19 protein-coding genes are annotated in these 18,124 nt (G+C 63.2%); 10 read left to right on the plus strand and 9 right to left on the minus strand.

Going from position 1 to position 18,124, the window contains the following annotated elements:
- Positions 1-89, plus strand: an 89-nt coding sequence (locus F6X62_RS25450; RefSeq protein ID WP_256674047.1) for a hypothetical protein, incomplete at its 5' end; no start/stop codon positions are given.
- A gap of 157 nt (positions 90-246) precedes the next feature.
- A complete protein-coding gene (locus F6X62_RS16425) occupies positions 247-465 on the plus strand; it encodes a PA3496 family putative envelope integrity protein (RefSeq protein WP_081311761.1) in 219 nt (72 codons plus the stop codon).
- On the opposite strand, the gene F6X62_RS16430 is transcribed toward F6X62_RS16425, so the two are convergent.
- Entirely contained in the window at positions 407-1,369 is a 963-nt protein-coding gene (locus F6X62_RS16430; protein WP_153774173.1) for a LysR family transcriptional regulator, read from the minus strand. The two genes, F6X62_RS16425 and F6X62_RS16430, sit on opposite strands and share 59 nt — an antisense overlap.
- A gap of 189 nt (positions 1,370-1,558) precedes the next feature.
- Between F6X62_RS16430 and F6X62_RS16435 the strand changes: the two genes are divergently transcribed.
- Entirely contained in the window at positions 1,559-2,974 is a 1,416-nt protein-coding gene (locus F6X62_RS16435) for an acetyl-CoA carboxylase biotin carboxylase subunit (protein ID WP_054892975.1), read from the plus strand.
- 11 nt (positions 2,975-2,985) lie between these two features.
- Complete coding sequence (gene oadA / locus F6X62_RS16440; RefSeq protein WP_153774174.1) at positions 2,986-4,794, plus strand: sodium-extruding oxaloacetate decarboxylase subunit alpha; 1,809 nt, start codon at positions 2,986-2,988, stop codon at positions 4,792-4,794.
- A 164-nt stretch (positions 4,795-4,958) separates the two neighbouring features.
- Here the strand turns inward: oadA and F6X62_RS16445 are convergent, their stop codons facing one another.
- Genes F6X62_RS16445 through F6X62_RS16455 form a run of 3 tightly spaced genes read right to left on the minus strand, consistent with a single transcriptional unit; the run spans position 4,959 to position 6,719 of the window.
- A complete protein-coding gene (locus F6X62_RS16445; protein WP_153774175.1) occupies positions 4,959-5,624 on the minus strand; it encodes a GNAT family N-acetyltransferase in 666 nt (221 codons plus the stop codon).
- 7 nt (positions 5,625-5,631) lie between these two features.
- A complete protein-coding gene (locus tag F6X62_RS16450) occupies positions 5,632-6,078 on the minus strand; it encodes a GNAT family N-acetyltransferase (protein WP_153774176.1) in 447 nt (148 codons plus the stop codon).
- An 11-nt stretch (positions 6,079-6,089) separates the two neighbouring features.
- Positions 6,090-6,719, minus strand: coding sequence for an FMN-binding negative transcriptional regulator (locus tag F6X62_RS16455; RefSeq protein ID WP_054892971.1), 630 nt, complete (start codon positions 6,717-6,719; stop codon positions 6,090-6,092).
- 89 nt (positions 6,720-6,808) lie between these two features.
- On the opposite strand from F6X62_RS16455, the gene F6X62_RS16460 reads away from it, so the two are divergent.
- On the plus strand, positions 6,809-8,335 hold the full coding sequence (locus tag F6X62_RS16460; protein ID WP_153774177.1) for a PLP-dependent aminotransferase family protein: 1,527 nt from the start codon (positions 6,809-6,811) through the stop codon (positions 8,333-8,335).
- An 88-nt stretch (positions 8,336-8,423) separates the two neighbouring features.
- Here F6X62_RS16460 and F6X62_RS16465 read toward each other — a convergent pair whose 3' ends face one another.
- From F6X62_RS16465 to aspA, 4 genes are all read right to left on the minus strand, one after another.
- Positions 8,424-9,527 (minus strand): polyamine ABC transporter substrate-binding protein, encoded by a 1,104-nt coding sequence (locus tag F6X62_RS16465; protein ID WP_153774178.1) that lies wholly within the window; start codon positions 9,525-9,527, stop codon positions 8,424-8,426.
- Positions 9,528-9,529: 2 nt separating this feature from the next.
- Positions 9,530-10,570: a histone deacetylase family protein gene (locus F6X62_RS16470; RefSeq protein WP_153774179.1), complete on the minus strand. Its 1,041-nt coding sequence runs from the start codon at positions 10,568-10,570 to the stop codon at positions 9,530-9,532.
- A gap of 167 nt (positions 10,571-10,737) precedes the next feature.
- Positions 10,738-11,730, minus strand: coding sequence for an AraC family transcriptional regulator (locus F6X62_RS16475; protein WP_054892967.1), 993 nt, complete (start codon positions 11,728-11,730; stop codon positions 10,738-10,740).
- A 166-nt stretch (positions 11,731-11,896) separates the two neighbouring features.
- Positions 11,897-13,321 carry an aspartate ammonia-lyase gene (gene aspA, locus F6X62_RS16480; protein ID WP_054892966.1) on the minus strand — a complete coding sequence of 475 codons (1,425 nt, stop codon included), beginning with the start codon at positions 13,319-13,321 and terminating at the stop codon, positions 11,897-11,899.
- A 181-nt stretch (positions 13,322-13,502) separates the two neighbouring features.
- Here aspA and F6X62_RS16485 point away from each other — a divergent pair, with 181 nt between their 5' ends.
- From F6X62_RS16485 to F6X62_RS16505, 5 genes are all read left to right on the plus strand, one after another.
- Positions 13,503-14,444: a LysR substrate-binding domain-containing protein gene (locus tag F6X62_RS16485; protein ID WP_054892965.1), complete on the plus strand. Its 942-nt coding sequence runs from the start codon at positions 13,503-13,505 to the stop codon at positions 14,442-14,444.
- 172 nt (positions 14,445-14,616) lie between these two features.
- On the plus strand, positions 14,617-15,108 hold the full coding sequence (purE, locus tag F6X62_RS16490; RefSeq protein ID WP_054892964.1) for a 5-(carboxyamino)imidazole ribonucleotide mutase: 492 nt from the start codon (positions 14,617-14,619) through the stop codon (positions 15,106-15,108).
- A 10-nt stretch (positions 15,109-15,118) separates the two neighbouring features.
- Complete coding sequence (locus tag F6X62_RS16495; protein WP_153774180.1) at positions 15,119-16,201, plus strand: 5-(carboxyamino)imidazole ribonucleotide synthase; 1,083 nt, start codon at positions 15,119-15,121, stop codon at positions 16,199-16,201.
- A gap of 96 nt (positions 16,202-16,297) precedes the next feature.
- Complete coding sequence (locus F6X62_RS16500; protein WP_054892962.1) at positions 16,298-16,543, plus strand: GlsB/YeaQ/YmgE family stress response membrane protein; 246 nt, start codon at positions 16,298-16,300, stop codon at positions 16,541-16,543.
- 12 nt (positions 16,544-16,555) lie between these two features.
- Complete coding sequence (locus F6X62_RS16505; RefSeq protein WP_054892961.1) at positions 16,556-17,125, plus strand: DUF3299 domain-containing protein; 570 nt, start codon at positions 16,556-16,558, stop codon at positions 17,123-17,125.
- A gap of 40 nt (positions 17,126-17,165) precedes the next feature.
- Here F6X62_RS16505 and F6X62_RS16510 read toward each other — a convergent pair whose 3' ends face one another.
- Positions 17,166-18,062, minus strand: coding sequence for a D-hexose-6-phosphate mutarotase (locus tag F6X62_RS16510; RefSeq protein WP_153774181.1), 897 nt, complete (start codon positions 18,060-18,062; stop codon positions 17,166-17,168).
- Between the last annotated feature and the right edge of the window lie 62 nt (positions 18,063-18,124).

Consider the following 18,124-nt stretch of genomic DNA (forward strand, 5'->3'; position numbering starts at 1 on the left):
CGAGCCTGGTCAACCACCTCAAGAGCGTCAAGCGCAGCTTGCGCAGCCTGCGCTTGTCGCCCAAGTCGATCAAGGCTACCGACGACTGATCGCGCTGCCACCGCACCGGCCGCTGTGGGAGCGGGTTTACCCGCGAAAGGGCCGGTACGGGCAATTAAAATTCACGATTCTGTCACCATTTCTCAGCCAAACCGTAAACCCTCGGGGCCACCCTGAAGCTCCCGCACCCGATCTGGGAGACAGGCAATGGCAAACGATCATTTCGGTTCGTACCAACCCAACGCCAAGGCTCGCAAGCAGGCTGAGAAGGATCAACGTCGCATGGAATATCGACGTGCGATCGAAAGCTACTGCGACCAGCGTCAACTGTTGCGTGATATCGCCGACTACCCTGAGCTGCAAGACATCACGGTATGGCAGGTGGCGTCGGCGGCTTCCCAGAAAATCGCTCCACAAGCCCGCTGATTTTCGCGCGTTCGCTACGAATGAACGCATGAAATGCCAAGGCCACCGGCGATTGCCGCTTGGCCTTGGACTGCACCACGCACCAGCTGCGGTACAGCGGCAGTTCCTCGACGGGCAATTCCCTGAGCATCCCGGTGGCCAGCTCCATGTTCACTGCATGGCGAGTCAGCAGGGCGATGCCCAAACCGGCGATCACGCATTCGCGCTGGGCGTCGGCCGAGGCCACCTCCAGGGTCTGGGTGAAGTGCACGCGCTTGTCCTTGAAGTACTCCTCGCAGGCTTTGCGCGTGCCCGAGCCTTGTTCGCGGATGAGCAGGGTATGAGGCTCCAGGTCTTGCAGGCGCAAGCGTTCGAGCTTGCACAACGGGTGTTCCGGTGGCGCCACCGCGATGATCGGGTTATTCAGAAACGGCAGGAACTCCAGGCCCATGTCCTGCGGCACCATCGACATGATGATCAGGTCGTCGCGGTTGTCGGACAGGCGTCGGATGGCCTGGGCGCGATTGACCACCGTGAGGGTGAGGTTGACCTCCGGGTGTCGTTGCTTGAAGGCGGCGAACAGGTGTGGCACGAAGTACTTCGCACTGGATTCGATCGCCAGTTTCAATTGCCCCTGCAGTGAGCCCTGCATGTCCGACAGCTGCATGTCGAGGTTTTCCAGGCGCCCGAAGATGTCGCGGCTGGCACGTTGCAGTGCCTCGGCGGCTTCGGTCAGGTAGAGCTTTTTGCCGACGTACTCGAACAGTGGCTGGCCGACCAGCTCTTCGAGCTGGCGGATCTGTAGACTTACGGCGGGTTGCGTAAGCGCCATCTCTTCTGCCGCGCGGCTGTACGAGCGCAAATCACACACTTCGTTAAAGATCTGCAGCTGACGCAAAGTCATACGCATCAAGGATTTACGCATTTATCCCCAGGCTCCGGCAAAACCTTGTTACCCAACTATAAGCTTTTGCTAATACAGCCCCTAACAAATATTGATTTTTGTTTATTCACCGGTGGCGCTAGTTTGAAGGTGCGACTGGCCAGCGACGTCTGGTCACGCGCCGACCGGTGTAACCGGATCGTCTGTTCCTACGGCTTTGGGAAGACTCCAGTGATAAAAAAAATCCTGATCGCCAACCGGGGTGAAATCGCAGTTCGGATCGTGCGTGCCTGCGCCGAGATGGGCATTCGCTCTGTCGCGATCTTTTCCGACGCCGACCGTCATGCCTTGCACGTCAAGCGCGCCGACGAGGCCTACAGCATCGGTGCCGAGCCTCTGGCCGGTTACCTGAACCCGCGCAAGCTGGTGAACCTTGCTGTGGAAACCGGCTGTGACGCCCTGCATCCGGGCTACGGTTTTCTATCGGAAAACGCCGAACTTGCGGAAATCTGCGCCGAGCGTGGCATCAAGTTCATCGGCCCTGCCGCCGAGGTCATCCGTCGCATGGGCGACAAGACCGAAGCGCGCCGCACGATGATCCAGGCCGGTGTCCCGGTGACCCCAGGTACCGAAGGCAACGTGGCCGACATCCACGAAGCCCTGAGCGAAGGCGAGCGCATCGGTTATCCGGTGATGCTCAAGGCCACCTCCGGTGGCGGCGGGCGTGGTATTCGCCGCTGCAACAGCCGCGAAGAGCTGGAACAGAACTTCCCGCGGGTGATTTCCGAAGCCACCAAGGCGTTCGGTTCCGCCGAGGTGTTTCTCGAGAAATGCATCGTCAATCCCAAACACATCGAGGCGCAGATTCTCGGTGACAGCTTCGGCAACGTGGTGCATCTGTTCGAGCGCGACTGTTCGATCCAGCGCCGCAACCAGAAGCTCATCGAAATCGCCCCGAGCCCGCAGCTGACGCCGGAACAGCGCGCCTACATCGGTGACCTGGCCGTACGGGCCGCCAAGGCGGTCAACTACGAGAACGCCGGTACCGTGGAGTTCCTGCTTGCCGATGGCGAGGTGTACTTCATGGAGATGAACACCCGAGTGCAGGTGGAACACACCATCACCGAGGAAATCACCGGCATCGATATCGTGCGTGAGCAGATCCGCATCGCCTCGGGCCTGCCGCTGTCGGTCAAACAGGAAGACATCCAGCATCGTGGCTACGCGTTGCAGTTCCGGATCAACGCCGAAGACCCGAAGAACAATTTCCTGCCCAGCTTCGGCAAGATCACCCGTTACTACGCCCCCGGCGGCCCGGGCGTACGTACCGATACAGCAATCTATACCGGCTACACCATTCCACCGTTCTACGACTCCATGTGCCTGAAACTGGTGGTCTGGGCGCTGACCTGGGAAGAAGCCATGGACCGTGGTCTGCGAGCCCTGGATGACATGCGCCTGCAGGGGGTCAAGACCACCGCCGCGTATTACCAGGAAATCCTGCGCAACCCGGAATTCCGTAGCGGCCAGTTCAATACCAGCTTCGTGGAAAGCCATCCGGAACTGACCAACTACTCGATCAAGCGCAAACCCGAAGAGCTGGCCCTGGCCATCGCCGCCGCCATCGCCGCCCACGCAGGCCTGTGAGGAATTCAACAATGTCCAAGAAAATCCATGTAACCGACACAATCCTGCGCGACGCCCACCAGTCCTTGCTGGCCACCCGCATGCGCACCGAAGACATGCTGCCGATCTGCGAAAAGCTCGACAAGGTCGGCTACTGGTCGCTCGAAGTCTGGGGCGGCGCGACCTTCGATGCCTGTGTGCGCTTCCTCAAGGAAGATCCGTGGGAGCGCCTGCGCCAACTGCGCGCCGCGCTGCCCAACACGCGCCTGCAAATGCTGCTGCGCGGTCAGAACCTGCTGGGCTACCGTCATTACAGCGATGATGTGGTCAAGGCCTTCGTGGCCAAGGCTGCAGTCAATGGTATCGACGTTTTCCGTATCTTCGACGCCATGAACGATGTGCGTAACCTGCGCGTGGCCATCGAAGCGGTGAAGGCCGCCGGCAAGCACGCCCAGGGCACCATCGCCTACACCACCAGCCCCGTGCACACCATCGAGGCCTTCGTGAACCAGGCCAAGCAGATGGAAGCCATGGGTTGCGACTCGGTAGCGATCAAGGACATGGCCGGCCTGTTGACGCCGTACGCCACCGGCGAGCTGGTCAAGGCGCTGAAAGCCGAGCAGTCGCTGCCGGTGTTCATCCACTCCCATGACACCGCCGGCCTGGCCGCCATGTGCCAGCTCAAGGCTGTGGAGAACGGCGCCGACCATATCGACACCGCCATCTCCAGCTTCGCCTGGGGCACCAGCCACCCGGGCACCGAGTCGATGGTTGCCGCGCTCAAGGGCAGCGAGTTCGACACCGGGCTGGACCTGGAGCTGCTGCAGGAAATCGGCATGTACTTCTACGCCGTGCGCAAGAAGTACCACCAGTTCGAGAGCGAGTTCACCGCCGTGGATACCCGCGTGCAGGTCAACCAGGTACCGGGCGGGATGATTTCCAACCTGGCCAACCAGCTCAAGGAGCAGGGCGCCCTCAACCGTATGAACGAAGTGCTGGCGGAGATCCCGCGCGTGCGCGAAGACCTCGGCTTCCCGCCGCTGGTCACCCCGACCTCGCAGATCGTCGGCACCCAGGCGTTCTTCAACGTGCTGGCCGGTGAGCGCTACAAGACCATCACCAACGAAGTGAAGCTGTACCTGCAAGGCGGCTACGGCAAGGCGCCAGGTGTGGTTGACGAGAAGCTGCGCCGCCAGGCGATCGGCAGCGAAGACGTCATCGATGTGCGCCCGGCCGATCTGCTCAAGCCGGAAATGGCCAAGCTGCGTGCCGAGATCGGCAGCCTGGCGCACAGCGAGGAAGACGTGCTGACCTTCGCCATGTTCCCGGACATCGGACGCAAGTTCCTCGAAGAGCGTGAAGCCGGAACCCTCAAGCCCGAAGCCTTGCTGCCAATCCCGGAAGCCGGTGCTGCAGCCTCCGTGGGCGGTGAGGGTGTACCGACCGAGTTCGTCATCGACGTGCACGGCGAGACCTACCGCGTCGACATCACCGGCGTGGGCGTCAAGGCCGAAGGCAAGCGTCACTTCTACCTGTCCATCGACGGCATGCCGGAAGAAGTGGTGTTCGAGCCGCTCAACGATTTCGTCGGCGGCGGCAGCAGCAAGCGCAAGCAGGCCAGCGCGCCGGGTCACGTCAGCACCACCATGCCGGGCAACATCGTCGATGTGCTGGTCAAGGAGGGCGATGTGGTCAAGGCCGGGCAGGCAGTGCTGATTACCGAAGCCATGAAGATGGAGACCGAAGTGCAGGCGGCCATCCCCGGCAAGGTCGTTGCCATCCACGTAGCCAAGGGCGACCGGGTGACCCCGGGCGAGATCCTGATCGAGATCGAAGGCTGAGCGACAGCCTTCGACTGACAAGCGGTTTACCTCATGGGGAGCGGTTGCTCCCCTTTTTTTATGTTGGGTTCAAGGCCCGATCGCGGGGCACCCCGCTGGTTCTGGAATTGGCGGGGTACCTTTGGGAGCGGCGGTTCGGCGCTCCGACTTGCCCCGCGATTGCGTCAGGCCAGGCGACACGCTTCCAAGGTTTTCACCTGACCGTCAGGCCGCTGGTTCTCCACGCTCAACCAGCGCTCGAACCCCGCCGCCACTGCTGGCCACTCCCCGTCGGTGATCGAATACCAGGCGGTGTCGCGGTTCTGGTCCTTCACCACCATGTGCTGGCGGAACACGCCTTCGAAGACAAAGCCGAAGCGCAGCGCCGCGCGCTTGGAGCGGGCGTTGGCATCGTTGCATTTCCACTCCAGGCGCCGATTGCCCAGCTCGAAGCCGAGCTTGCTCAACAGGTAGACCGCCTCGGTGCCTTTGGGCGTGCGCTGCATGGCCGCGCCAAAGGCGATGTGGCCGATTTCGAAACGTCCCTGCTCGGGGACGATCGACATGTAGCTGAGGATGCCCTGCACCTGCCCGTTGTGTTTGTCGATGACGCTATAGAACAGCGGATCGCGGCCCGCTGCGTTGCCTTGCAGCCAGCGGTCGAAGTCGGCGCGTTCGGCGAACGGCCCATAGGGCAGGTAGTTCCACAGCACCGGGTCCGATCCCGGGCCTTGCAGGACTTCCCACAGGTCGTCGCCATGGCGCGCCGGGTCGAGTTTCTCCAGGCGGATGAAGCGGCCATCGAGGGGGGAGGCGTCCGGTGTCGCAGCGGGTTTCCAGTTCAGGGTCATGATCGGCCTACAGTGCTTTGCGAAATTGAATGAAGCCCGGACGCTCGGCGACCTGCTCGTACAGGCTGATGGCCGTGGCGTTGGTCTCGTGGGTCAGCCAGTGCACCTTGATGCAGCCAGCGGTCTTGGCGGCGGCGTAGACGTGTTCGATCAGCTGGCGGCCGATACCCAGGCCGCGCTGCTCGCCCTCAACGTAGAGGTCTTGCAGGTAGCAGGAGTTCTCGATGCTCCAGTTGGAACGATGATAGATGTAGTTGACCATTCCCACCGCCTTGCCATCGACCCAGGCGAGGGCCGAGTGGGTGGGTTCGCTGGGGTCGAGCAGGCGCTGCCAGGTATTGGCCGTGACCTCTTCGGCGAGGGTGGTCTGGTAGAAGCGCAGGTAGGCCTGCCACAGGGGCAGCCAGGCGGCGTGGTCTTCGAGAGTGACCGGGCGCAAGGTGACGTTGGACATGGTGGTTTCCTTCAAAGCGAACGCATCTGCGTCGCGAGTTGGTTGTCGAGTGGATCGGGGCTGTTGGCCAGGCCTTCGCGCACGCCTTGGACATCTTCGGCGCTGCGGTTCTGGCTGAGCTTGCGGGCGCCCTGGATGCGGGTGATGGGCAGGCGGATGCCGACGATGGCGCGGAGCATGCCGTCGATGTAGTCGGCGGGGGCGTCGGCGACCTTCCAGGGGGTGGCGCGGCCTTGTTCATGCAGGTCGGTCAGGCGGCTGACGATCTCCAGCAGGGGCGCCGGGTCATGGATGACCTCGACCGGCCCGTGGGCATGCACCGCCACATAGTTCCACGTGGGCACCACCTTTGGATTCTCCAGCTTGCTCGGGTAGTAGCCGGGGCTCACGTAGGCATCGGCGCCCTGGAAAACCAGCAGGGCTTCACCGCCTCGCTCCAGGTCCTGCCACTGGTGGTTGGCGCGGGCCAGGTGGCCGTATACCGTACCGAACTCGCCTTCGCGGGTGTCCACCAGCACTGGCAGGTGGGTCGCCAGCAGGCCGTGCTCTCCGTGGCTGACCAGCGTGGCAAGGCGCGTCTGCAGCATCTGCTGGTGCAGACGTTGGAGATCGTGTTCCTGATGAGGCTTGGCGTTGTACATGGCGAAGTCCTTGTTTGATGACATCATCCTAGGCAGGCTATTGGTTCTGTGTAAGAGCCATTTACCGCTGATTTGACAGGTCCAATGTCATGAGTGAGCGTCCTCTCGTTTTGCCTTTCGACCCCGCCGGCATTGTGCTGGACCGCCGCCGTGGCCTCAGCCAGCAGCTCTACCAGGCACTGCGCGCGCGGGTGCTGGACGGCCGGCTGAGCAGTGGCACGCGGCTGCCGGCCACTCGTGACCTGGCTTCGGTGCTGGCGCTGTCGCGCAACAGCGTGGTGCGTGCCTATGACCAGTTGTACGCCGAAGGCTTCATCGAAAGCCGAGTCGGGGATGGCACCTATGTGAGTCGGCTGCCAAAACTGTCCACACAGTTATCAACAAGGTTATCCCAGGGGTTATCAACAGAGTTATCCACATTTTCGCCCGATGACACTGAGGATTTATCCAGTTCAACGCGCTCCAGCGCACCCTTGGAGCGCTTGAAATCACACCATCTTTCACCGCCCAGAGCCGGGGCTCCGAGGGCTTTTCGGGTCGGTATTCCCGCGTTCGATCTGTTCCCGTTCGACGTCTGGGCCAAGCTGCAAGCGGGTTTCTGGCGTGATCCCGATCCTGCGCTGCTCGGTTACGGCGACCCGGCCGGGGAGCCTGTGCTGCGCGAACTGATTGCGGCCTACATGCGTCGCTCGCGAGGGCTTTCGTGCACCGCTGAACAAATTGTGATCACCAGTGGTGCACAGCAGGCCATCAGCCTTTGTGCACAGCTGCTGCTGCAACCTGGCGAGGAGGTGGCTGTGGAAAACCCGGGCTATCGCGCCGCCGGTCATGCCTTTGCCCTGGCCGGAGCGAAGGTGCGCGGTGTGGCGATAGACGAGGAAGGGCTGGTGTGCGAGCAGCTCGCCCAGTTGCGCGACTGTCGCCTGGCCTACGTGACGCCTGCGCACCAATACCCCACCGGCGTCACCATGAGCCTGGCGCGACGCTTGTCGTTGCTGGCCTGGGCCGAACGCCAGGATGGCTGGATCATCGAGGACGATTACGACGGCGAATACCGCTACAGCGGCCCACCGCTGGCCCCCCTTGCAGCGCTGGACCGCCAGCAGCGGGTGATCTACGTCGGCACCTTCGGCAAGATCGCCTTCCCCGCGTTGCGCCTGGGTTACCTGGTGCTGCCGCCGCGACTGGTGCAGGCCTTCAGCCAGGCGCGTGCATTGGCGGTGCGGCATTCCGAAGTCGGGACGCAGTGCGTGATGGCGCAATTCATGGCTCAGGGGCACTTCCAGCGGCATATACGCCGCATGCGTCGGGCGGCGCTGGCGCGGCGCAATGTGCTCAAGGCCGGCTGGCCGCTGGATGTGCCGGGGCTGGGCGCAATGCCGGAAGTGGCGGCGGGACTGCATGTGAAAGTGGGTGTGGATAACTTCGCGCGGGAGCAAGCGCTGGTGGCCAGGGCAGAGGCGGTGGGAGTGGAAGTGCATCCGCTGAGTGCTTACTGGCTGGAGGACAGCGAGGTGCCTGTGGACAAGCGGGCAGGGCTGGTGCTGGGTTTCGCTGCGGTGCCCGAGGAGGAGATTGCCGGGGCGTTGATGCGATTGCGCCGGGTCTGGCGGTAAGGCGTTAGACCGCGTTGTCTGTTTCGCGGGCAAGCCAGCTCCTACTAAAGAGCCTGTAGGAGCTGGCTTTGCGCGCGAAGCAGGCGGCTCAGGTACCGGACTTGATCCGCGTCCAGGCCCGAGTCCTTGCCCGTTCGGCTTCTTTGCTCAGCGGCTTGAGGGTATACAGCGTGGTCATCGCCTCAGCCGTCGGGTACAGGTTCGGGTTGTTGCGAATCTGTGGGCTGACCTTTTCGGTCGCGTCCTTGTTCGGGTTGGGGTAGCCGACGAAGTCGCTGATCGGCGCGATCACCTCTGGACGCAGCAGGTAGTTGATGAAGGTGTGGGCGTCGTCCGGGTTCGCTGCATTTTTCGGAATGGCCAGCATGTCGAACCAGATCGGCGCGCCTTCCTTGGGCAGGCGCATGTCCACCACCACGCCATTCTTGGCTTCGCGCGCACGGTTGGCGGCCTGCGAGAAGCTGCCGGAGTAGCCCACTGCCACGCAGATGTCGCCGTTGGCGATATCGGCCATGTACTTCGAGGAATGGAAGTAGGTGACGTGCGGGCGAATCTTCATCAGCAGCGCCTCGGCCTTCTTGTAGTCCTCAGGCTTGTCGCTGTTGGGTGACAGGCCTAGGTACTGTAGGGCCAGCGGCAGGATTTCCGACGGTGAATCAAGCAGCGCCACGCCGCACTGCTTGAGTTTGGCGATGTTCTCTTCCTTGAAGATCAGGTCCCAGCTGTCCACCGGTGCGTTGTCACCCAGCGCGGCCTTCACCTTGGCCGGGTTGAAGCCGATCAGGATGGTGCCGTACATGTAGGGCACGGCGAACTTGTTGCCCGGATCGTTGGCCTCGATCAGCTTCATCAGCGTTGGGTCCAGGTGCTGCCAGTTCGGCAGCTTGCTGCGATCCAGGGGTTGGAAGACTCCAGCCTCGATCTGCTTGGCGAGGAACACGTTGGAGGGCACTACCACGTCATAGCCGGAGTTGCCGGTCAGCAGCTTGGCTTCCAGTGCTTCGTTGGTGTCGAAGATGTCGTAGATCAGTTTGACCTGGGCATCCTTCTGGAAGTCGACCAGGGTCTGCGGAGTGATGTAGTCGAACCAGTTGTACACCCGCAGGGTGCGTTGTTCGGCATGGACCTGAAGGCCACCAGCCAGCAGGCCGGCAGCAACGAGCGGGGCTAACAGACGCTTGAATGGATGCATGATCAGGCTCCTGGCTGGGCGCGCTGGAACCCTTCCAGCACATTGACCGCATTGATGCCGATTTCCTCGACGGCATAGCCACCTTCCATCACGAACAGGGTCGGCTTGCCGAGTTGGGCGATGCGCTTGCCCATCTCCAGGTAGTCCGGGCTGTCGAGCTTGAACTGGGAGATCGGATCGTCCTTGAAGGTGTCTACGCCGAGCGAGATCACCAGCACATCGGCGTCGAAGGCGGCAATGCGTTGGCAGGCGTCTTCGAGGGCGGCACTCCAGGTGGCCCAGTCGCTACCTGCCGGCAGAGGATAGTTGACGTTGCAGCCCTCGCCTGCGCCCTCGCCGGTTTCGTCGGCATAGCCGAGGAAGAACGGGAACTCGTCGGTCGGGTCGCCGTGGATCGAGGCGAAGAACACGTCGTTACGGTCGTAGAAGATGTCCTGGGTGCCGTTGCCGTGGTGGTAGTCGACATCGAGGATCGCGACCTTGCGCCGGCCCTGGTCGAGGAAGGCCTGGGCAGCGATGGCGGCGTTGTTCAGGTAGCAGTAGCCGCCCATCACTTCGGCGGCAGCGTGGTGCCCTGGCGGACGGCACAGGGCAAAGGCGGCATGGGCGCCGCTCTGGATCGCGGCCTGCCCGGTCAGTGCGACTTGCGCTGCGCTGTAGGCGGCCTGCCAGGTACCGGCGGTGATCGGCGCGCCGCCGTCGAAGCTGTAGTAGCCCAGTTCGCCGTGCAGGCCGGTGGGTTTGATCTGGCGCAGGGTACGTGCTGGCCAGGTGAAGGGCAGCAGGTCGCCCTCCTGGTTCATGGCCGCCCAGCGCGCCCAGGCGCCTTCGAAGAAGTCCAGATAGGCGGCGCTGTGGATGCGCAGCAGCGGCGCGCGGCCGAAGTCGGTCGGGCCCTGAATCGGGCCGAGGTCGCGGTGCTGGACGCGGGCGAGCACATGGTCGGCGCGCGAGGGCATCTCGAAACACGGCATCAGCTTGCCGTCGATCAGCTCGCAGCGGCCGTGGTGCAGGCGATGGTCATCGGAATAGATCGTCAGCATTTGTTGTTCTCCGAAGGTGACTGGCGTGGGTCCATTGTGGTGGGCGGGCCAGGTGGAGAGAACGTTGCAAACGGCCAAAAGGGGATCGATATGGCCACTGGCGATGGCCGGATCGGGTGGTTTGGGGATATTTCCGGCCTATTGCCCCGCGGCTGGACGGGTGCCGACTACCCCCGAAAATGGCTGGGCGCCACGCCACTCCAGCGCTGGAACGCGTGTCGGAAGCTTGCCGTCTCGCTGAATCCCAGGGTTTCGGCGATCCGGTAGATCGGCATCTGGTCTTCGGCGAGCAACTGTTTGGCCCGTTCGAAGCGCAGCTCATCGAGCAGCTGTTGATAACTGCTGCCCAACGCCTGTAGGTGTCGCCGCAAGGTGCGCGACGAGCAGTTCATCTGCCGCGCCAGGCCCTCGAGCCCAGGCGCCGCATCGAGCTGCTGCATCAGCAGCTGGCGAATGCGCCCCAGCCAGGCCTGGCGGCCAGTGAACTCCAGGTTCAGGCGCCTGCAGCGTTCGGCCATGGCTTTGTGGGTGATGGGGTCGGCCAGGGGCAGTGGCATATCGAGCCAGCGCCGTTCGAAGGCAAAGGCGTTGTCTCGCGATTCGAAGCCCGTCGGGCAGGGGAATGCACCGGCGTAGAGCAGATGGTAGGCAGGGCGTGCGTGTTCGAAGCGTGCGGCCAGCAAGGGTAGCGGCCGGCCGAGCAGGTCATCGCAGATGACTTTCAGCGAGACCAGGCAGAATTCGGCATTGAACGCTGCCAGTGCCGGCCCCTCGCGATAATCGCTGGCGCTCAGCCAGACACGCTGGCCATCGTCGACCAGGCGCAACTGGAAGATTGTTCCCAGCAGTGCCGGATAACGCAGCGCCAGGCGCAGGGCGTCACCCAAAGTGGCACTCGAGAGCAAGGCGTAACCGAGCATGCCGTAGCACGACACATGCATCCGCCGCCCCAGCTCCAGGCCGATCTCCTCGCGTCGGGCGACTGCATTGGCACACACCTGCAGCTCTTGCTGGGTGGTGATGCGCGCATCGGGATGGCCCAGGTCTGCCGGGCCTATGCCGCTGCCGGCGAGCAGTTGCGAGGCGGTACAGCCCTCTTCCTGGAAGACGTTGAGAATCAACGAAACCGCGTTGAGGGTGGTGAGGTGGCTGTGCAGCATGCTCGGCATCCCGTGGGGGTGAGGGGCATTATCGAGCAAGGAGTGTGCCGGGAACCGTTTGCAGGTGCTGGGCATAAAAAAAGGGCCCGGAGCGTGCGCTCGGGCCCTTGAAAGGTTGAGAGGTGTCTAGTCCCTCGACCTGGTGAGACAGGTTGCAGCGGTCGGGTTACGCCTTCAGCGGAACCAGACGTGGAGCGATCATGTTTTCCGGGCGGAGGATGTCGTTGAGCATCGCTTCGTCCAGCAGCTTCTCTTCGCGCACCAGTTCCAGCACGCCGCGGCCGGTTTCCAGGGCGACGCGGGCGATACGGGTGGCGTTTTCGTAGCCGATGTACGGGTTCAAGGCGGTGACCAGGCCGATCGAGTGCTCGACCAGTTCACGGCAGCGCTGTTCGTTGGCAGTGATACCGACGATGCAGTGCTCGCGCAGCATGTCCATGGCGCGCTGCAGCAGGCGGATCGAGTCGAAGATCTTGTAGGCGATCAGCGGTTCCATCACGTTCAGCTGCAGCTGGCCACCTTCGGCGGCGACGGTCAGGGCGAGGTCGTTGCCCATGATGGCGAAGGCGACTTGGTTGACCGCTTCCGGGATCACCGGGTTGACCTTGCCTGGCATGATCGAGCTGCCTGGCTGGCGCGCCGGCAGGTTGATCTCGTTGATGCCGGTGCGCGGGCCGCTGGACAGCAGGCGCAGGTCGTTGCAGATCTTCGACAGCTTGACCGCGGTGCGCTTGAGCATGCCGGAGAACAGCACGAAGGCGCCCATGTCGGAGGTGGCTTCGATCAGGTCGGCCGCCGGAACCAGCGGCTGGCCGCTGATGGCTGCCAGGCGTTGTACCGCCAGAGCTTGGTAGCCCGGGTCGGCGTTGATGCCGGTGCCGATGGCGGTGCCGCCCAGGTTGATTTCGGTGAGCAGTTCCGGCGCCAGCGAACGCAGACGGTTGAGGTCTTCGGTCATGGTGGTGGCGAAGGCACGGAATTCCTGGCCCAGGGTCATCGGCACGGCGTCCTGAAGCTGGGTACGGCCCATCTTCAGTACGTGGCTGAACTCTTCACCTTTGGCAGCGAAAGCCTGGATCAGGCTGTCGAGGCTGGCCAGCAGGGCGTCGTGGCCCAGCAGCAGGCCGAGGCGGATGGCGGTCGGGTAGGCGTCGTTGGTCGACTGCGCCATGTTCACATCGTTGTTCGGGTGCAGGTACTGGTACTCACCCTTCTGGTGACCCATGGCCTCCAGTGCGATGTTGGCGATGACCTCGTTGGCGTTCATGTTGGTAGAAGTACCAGCACCGCCCTGGATCATGTCCACCACGAACTGCTCGTGGAAGTCGCCACGGATCAGGCGGGCACAGGCCTCGCTGATGGCGGCGTGCTTGGCATCGCTCAGGTGCCCCAGCTCACGGTTGGCGTCAGCAGCGGCCTGCTTGACCATCGCCAGGCCGACTACCAGTTTCGGGTAGTGCGACAGCGGAACGCCGGAGAGGTGGAAGTTGTTGGCAGCGCGCAGAGTCTGGATGCCGTAGTAGGCATCGGCAGGGACTTCAAGGGTACCAAGCAGGTCTTTTTCGACGCGGAACGATGCAGCGGAGGACATGACGGATATCATCTCGATTTAAACCCGGCACCTGCCGGAATGCCGCCAATCCTAGGCCTCGGCAGATTTTGCGGCCAATGCTGTTAGACGCTAACCTATGCACAAACGGCATACGGTTTGATGTGACGCCGATTGACAATCGAGCGTGTTCCATTTTGGTGCACGCCTGCGGAGCTTCTCGATGAACCTTGAAAGCAAGTGGCTGGAAGACTTCAGTGCTCTGGCCTCCACACGCAGTTTTTCCCAGGCGGCGGAGCGCCGCTTCGTGACGCAGCCGGCCTTCAGTCGACGCATCCGCAGCCTGGAAGCGGCATTGGGGCTGACCTTGGTGAATCGTTCCCGCACGCCGATAGAGCTGACTGAGGCGGGTCAGCTGTTTCTCGTTACCGCGCGTACCGTTGTCGACCAGTTGAGCGAAGTTCTCCGCCATTTACATCATCTGGAAGGTGGTCAGGGCGAGGTGGTCCAGGTCGCGGCGGCGCACTCGCTGGCGTCCGGCTTCTTCCCGCGCTGGGTGGCCCAGTTGCGCAACGACGGCATGAACATCGCCACCCGTCTGGTGGCCACCAACGTGGGCGATGCAGTGCATGCCTTGAGGGAAGGTGGCTGTGACCTGATGCTGGCCTTTTACGACCCTGACGCCGCCTTGCAGATGGATGCCGAGATCTTCCCATCGTTGCACATGGGCACCACCGAAATGCTGCCAGTCTGTGCCGTCGGGGCCGATGGCAAGCCGCTGTTCGACCTGGAAGGCGAGGGCAGCGTGCCGCTCCTGGCCTACAGCGCCGGGGCATTCCTCGGGCGATCCGTCAGCCTGCTGCTGCGCCAGCGCAACCTGCGCTACACCACGGTGTACGAAACGGCGATGGCCGACAGTCTCAAGAGCATGGCGCTCGAAGGCATGGGTATCGCCTGGGTGCCGCGCCTGTCGATGCGCGGCGAGCTGGAGCGTGGCGAATTGGCGATCTGCGGCTCCAGCCAGTGGCACGTGCCGCTGGAGATTCGCCTCTACCGCTGCGCCCTGGTGCGCAAGGCGAACGTGCGCCTGCTGTGGCGCAAGCTCGAAGGTGGAGCGCTGGCGGGCGCAGTTGACTCGAAAGTCAGTCAAAGCCCCGAAAAATAAGGCCGACAGTTGGTCGCCAGGGGTGCCTCGAATGCCTAACGTTACGGTATACTGCGCGGCCCCTCGACTGGATCGATCCGGTCATGATCAGCAAACAAGCCACGCCGGTCGTCCCGCGTGGCTTGTTGTTTTTTGACGGCGCCCAAGGGCGCACAAGCGAAGAGGCTCGACGATGAGTGCACTGGTTGGCGTGATCATGGGCTCCAAGTCCGATTGGTCCACCCTTAGCCACACCGCCGATATGCTGGAAAAACTCGGCATTCCCTACGAGGTGAAGGTGGTGTCCGCCCACCGGACCCCGGACCTGCTGTTCCAGTACGCCGAAGAGGCCGAAGGCCGCGGCATCGAGGTGATCATCGCCGGCGCCGGTGGCGCTGCGCACCTGCCGGGCATGTGCGCCGCCAAGACGCACCTGCCGGTGCTGGGCGTACCTGTGCAGTCCTCGATGCTGTCGGGTGTCGATTCACTGCTGTCGATCGTGCAGATGCCAGCCGGCATCCCGGTTGCCACCCTGGCCATCGGCAAGGCTGGCGCGATCAACGCCGCGCTGCTGTCGGCAAGCATCCTGGGTGCCAAGCACCCGCAGTACCACGCGGCGCTCAAGCAGTTCCGCGCGGAGCAGACCGAAACCGTCCTGGACAACCCGGACCCCCGCCAGGCTTGAGGCTGACGACATGAAGATCGGTGTAATCGGTGGCGGCCAACTGGGTCGCATGCTGGCCCTGGCGGGCACTCCGCTGGGCATGAACTTCGCCTTCCTCGACCCGGCACCGGACGCCTGCGCCGCCCCCCTGGGCGAGCACCTGCGTGCCGACTACGGCGACCAGGACCACCTGCGCCAACTGGCCGACGAAGTCGACCTGGTGACCTTCGAGTTCGAGAGCGTCCCCGCGGAAACCGTGGCCTTCCTGTCGCAGTTCGTGCCGGTCTACCCAAGCGCCGAAGCCCTGCGCATCGCGCGCGATCGCCTGTTCGAGAAGAGCATGTTCCGCGACCTGGGCATTCCGACCCCGGCCTTCGCCGACATCCTTTCGCAGGATGACCTCGACGCGGCAGTGGCCAGCATCGGCCTGCCGGCCGTGCTCAAGACCCGCACCCTGGGTTACGACGGCAAGGGCCAGAAGGTCCTGCGCAAGCCAGAGGACGTGTTCGGCACCTTCGCCGAGCTGGGCAGCGTCCCTTGCCTGCTGGAAGGCTTCGTGCCGTTCACCGGCGAAGTCTCGCTGGTTGCCGTGCGAGCCCGCGATGGCGAGACGCGCTTCTATCCGCTGGTGCACAACACCCATGACAGCGGCATCCTGCGCCTGTCGGTGGCAAGCGATGCGCATCCACTGCAGGCGCTGGCCGAGGATTACGTCGGCCGTGTGCTGCACAAGCTCGACTATGTTGGCGTAATGGCGTTCGAGTTTTTCGAGGTCGACGGTGGCCTCAAGGCCAACGAGATCGCCCCGCGCGTGCACAACTCGGGGCACTGGACCATCGAAGGCGCCGAGTGCAGCCAGTTCGAGAACCACCTGCGGGCCGTCGCAGGCCTGCCGCTGGGCTCGACGGCCAAGGTCGGCGAGAGCGCCATGCTCAACTTCATCGGCGAAGTGCCTGCGGTCGACAAGGTCGTGGCCATCGACGACTGCCACCTGCATCACTATGGCAAGGCGTTCAAGGTGGGGCGCAAGGTCGGTCACGCCACCCTGCGCTGCAAGGACATGGTCACGCTCAAGGCCAAGATCGCCGAAGTAGAGGCGTTGATCGTCGGCTGATCGAACTTCTGCCTGCAGCAGGCCCTCTGAGATGGCAACACGCCAAAGCGCTGTCTAGGCTTTGGCGTGTTCCATCTTCACTGTAGAGGGATTGCCATGGGCATCATCGGAACCATCTTCATCGGCCTGATCGTCGGCTTGCTGGCGCGTTTCCTGAAACCCGGGGACGACAGCATGGGCTGGATCATGACCATTCTGCTCGGCATCGCCGGCTCCCTGGTGGCCACCTATGGCGGGCAGGCCCTGGGTATCTACCAGGCCGGACAGGCGGCGGGCTTCTTCGGTGCCCTGGTTGGCGCCATCGTGCTGCTGGTGATCTACGGATTCATCAAGAAGCGCTGAACACAGGCTAGAATGCGCGGCAATTCACTTGAGTTGCCGAGCATTGCCATGCGTGCGTTATTCCTTCTTCCCTTGTTGCTGGCCAGCACCCTGGCCCATGCCGAGCTGCCCGAAACCGACTGGCTGGAGTTGATGCCCAAGTCGGACCAGAAGGCTCTCGAGCAGATGCCCGAGATCGATCACAACTCCCCCGAAGCCATGGGCACCTTCACCGCCAAGGGCGGCCTGAAGCAAAGCCAGGGCCTGCCGGCGGTGATGTATTCGACCAAGACCGTGGCGGCCATGAACGGCAAGCAGATCCGCCTGGGCGGCTATCCTGTGCCGCTGGAGAGCGATGCCAAGGGCAACAGCACCTTGTTCTTCCTCGTGCCTTATCCGGGGGCCTGCATCCACGTGCCGCCGCCTCCGCCGAACCAGCTGGTGCTGGTGCGCTACCCGAAAGGGCTGAAGATCGCCGATATCTACACGCCGCTGTGGGTGACCGGTACGCTGAAGATCGAGAAGGTCAGCAATGACCTGGCCGATGCGGCCTATGCGCTGGACGCGGGGAAGGTGAGGGTGGTCGAGGACGCCGATCTTTGAGCCCGACCCGCTCCTACGGACAGCGCGGTGTCCTGTCGAATCAGAGCGCTTCGCGGCCAATCACCACCCCCAGCACATGGCTGGCTCCAGGCTTGAGCTCCACCACGTCATCCCACACATTCGCCGTCTCCACGCACAACATCCGCTGCCAGCCGTCGTCGGCCATGTCGGGCAGCTCGCGGGCGCGGTCGGTCCAGGGGTTCCAGATCACTGCACTGCGTGAGCCGGTGGCGTGCAAGGTGATGCGCCGCTTCCATTGCGGGTCGACGATCGCCAGGCGCTCGGGAGTGTTCAGGTAGATGCGGTCGGTCTCGCTGGCAAAGCCCAGCTTGCCTTGCTGGGTGCGCTGCTCCCAGCCCTCCAGAGTCTCGATATAAGGCAGCCCCTCGACGCCTTCCACGTGCACCCGGCGTACATCGCTGACGGCAAAGTAGCTGTGCAGTGCCTGGCTGAGCGTGACGCTGGCATCGCCCAGGTTGCGGCTGCAAAGCGAAACGTGCAGTTGTTCGCCGAGCTCGATCAGCAGGCGCAGCTCGACCTTGTGTGGCCAGTCTGGCAGTTGGCCTTGAGCCTCGGGCAGGTCGAACTCGATACGCAGGTTTTCACCGACTTCCTCGACGCCAAGCAACTGCCAGTCGCGTCCGCGCGCCAGGCCGTGGGCCGGTGCCTCGCTGCCGTGGTACATGGCCTTGACCGAATCGGGATTGCGCTGGAAGTTGCTGAACCATGGCCAGCATACCGGCACACCGGCGCGTACCGACTTGCCCTGGCGGAAGATCGCCTGGTCACTGAGCCACAGCAGGGGTTCGTCACCGATGGGCTGGTAGCTGAGAATCTGCGCGCCCTGCTGGGCGATGAGAAGTTCGGCATGCTGGCTGGTGATGCGCCAGCAGTTGAGTTCGCCGTGTTGCTCGGTGTCGACCTTGAAGGTTGCCATGCGCTCGTCTCGTTGATTGCAGGTGAGGCCGTTGGACCTCGAAGCCTGCAACGAGTTTACCG

This window comes from Pseudomonas sp. MNR3A (assembly GCF_009650575.1).
Taxonomy (GTDB): Bacteria; Pseudomonadota; Gammaproteobacteria; order Pseudomonadales; family Pseudomonadaceae; genus Aquipseudomonas; species Aquipseudomonas machongensis.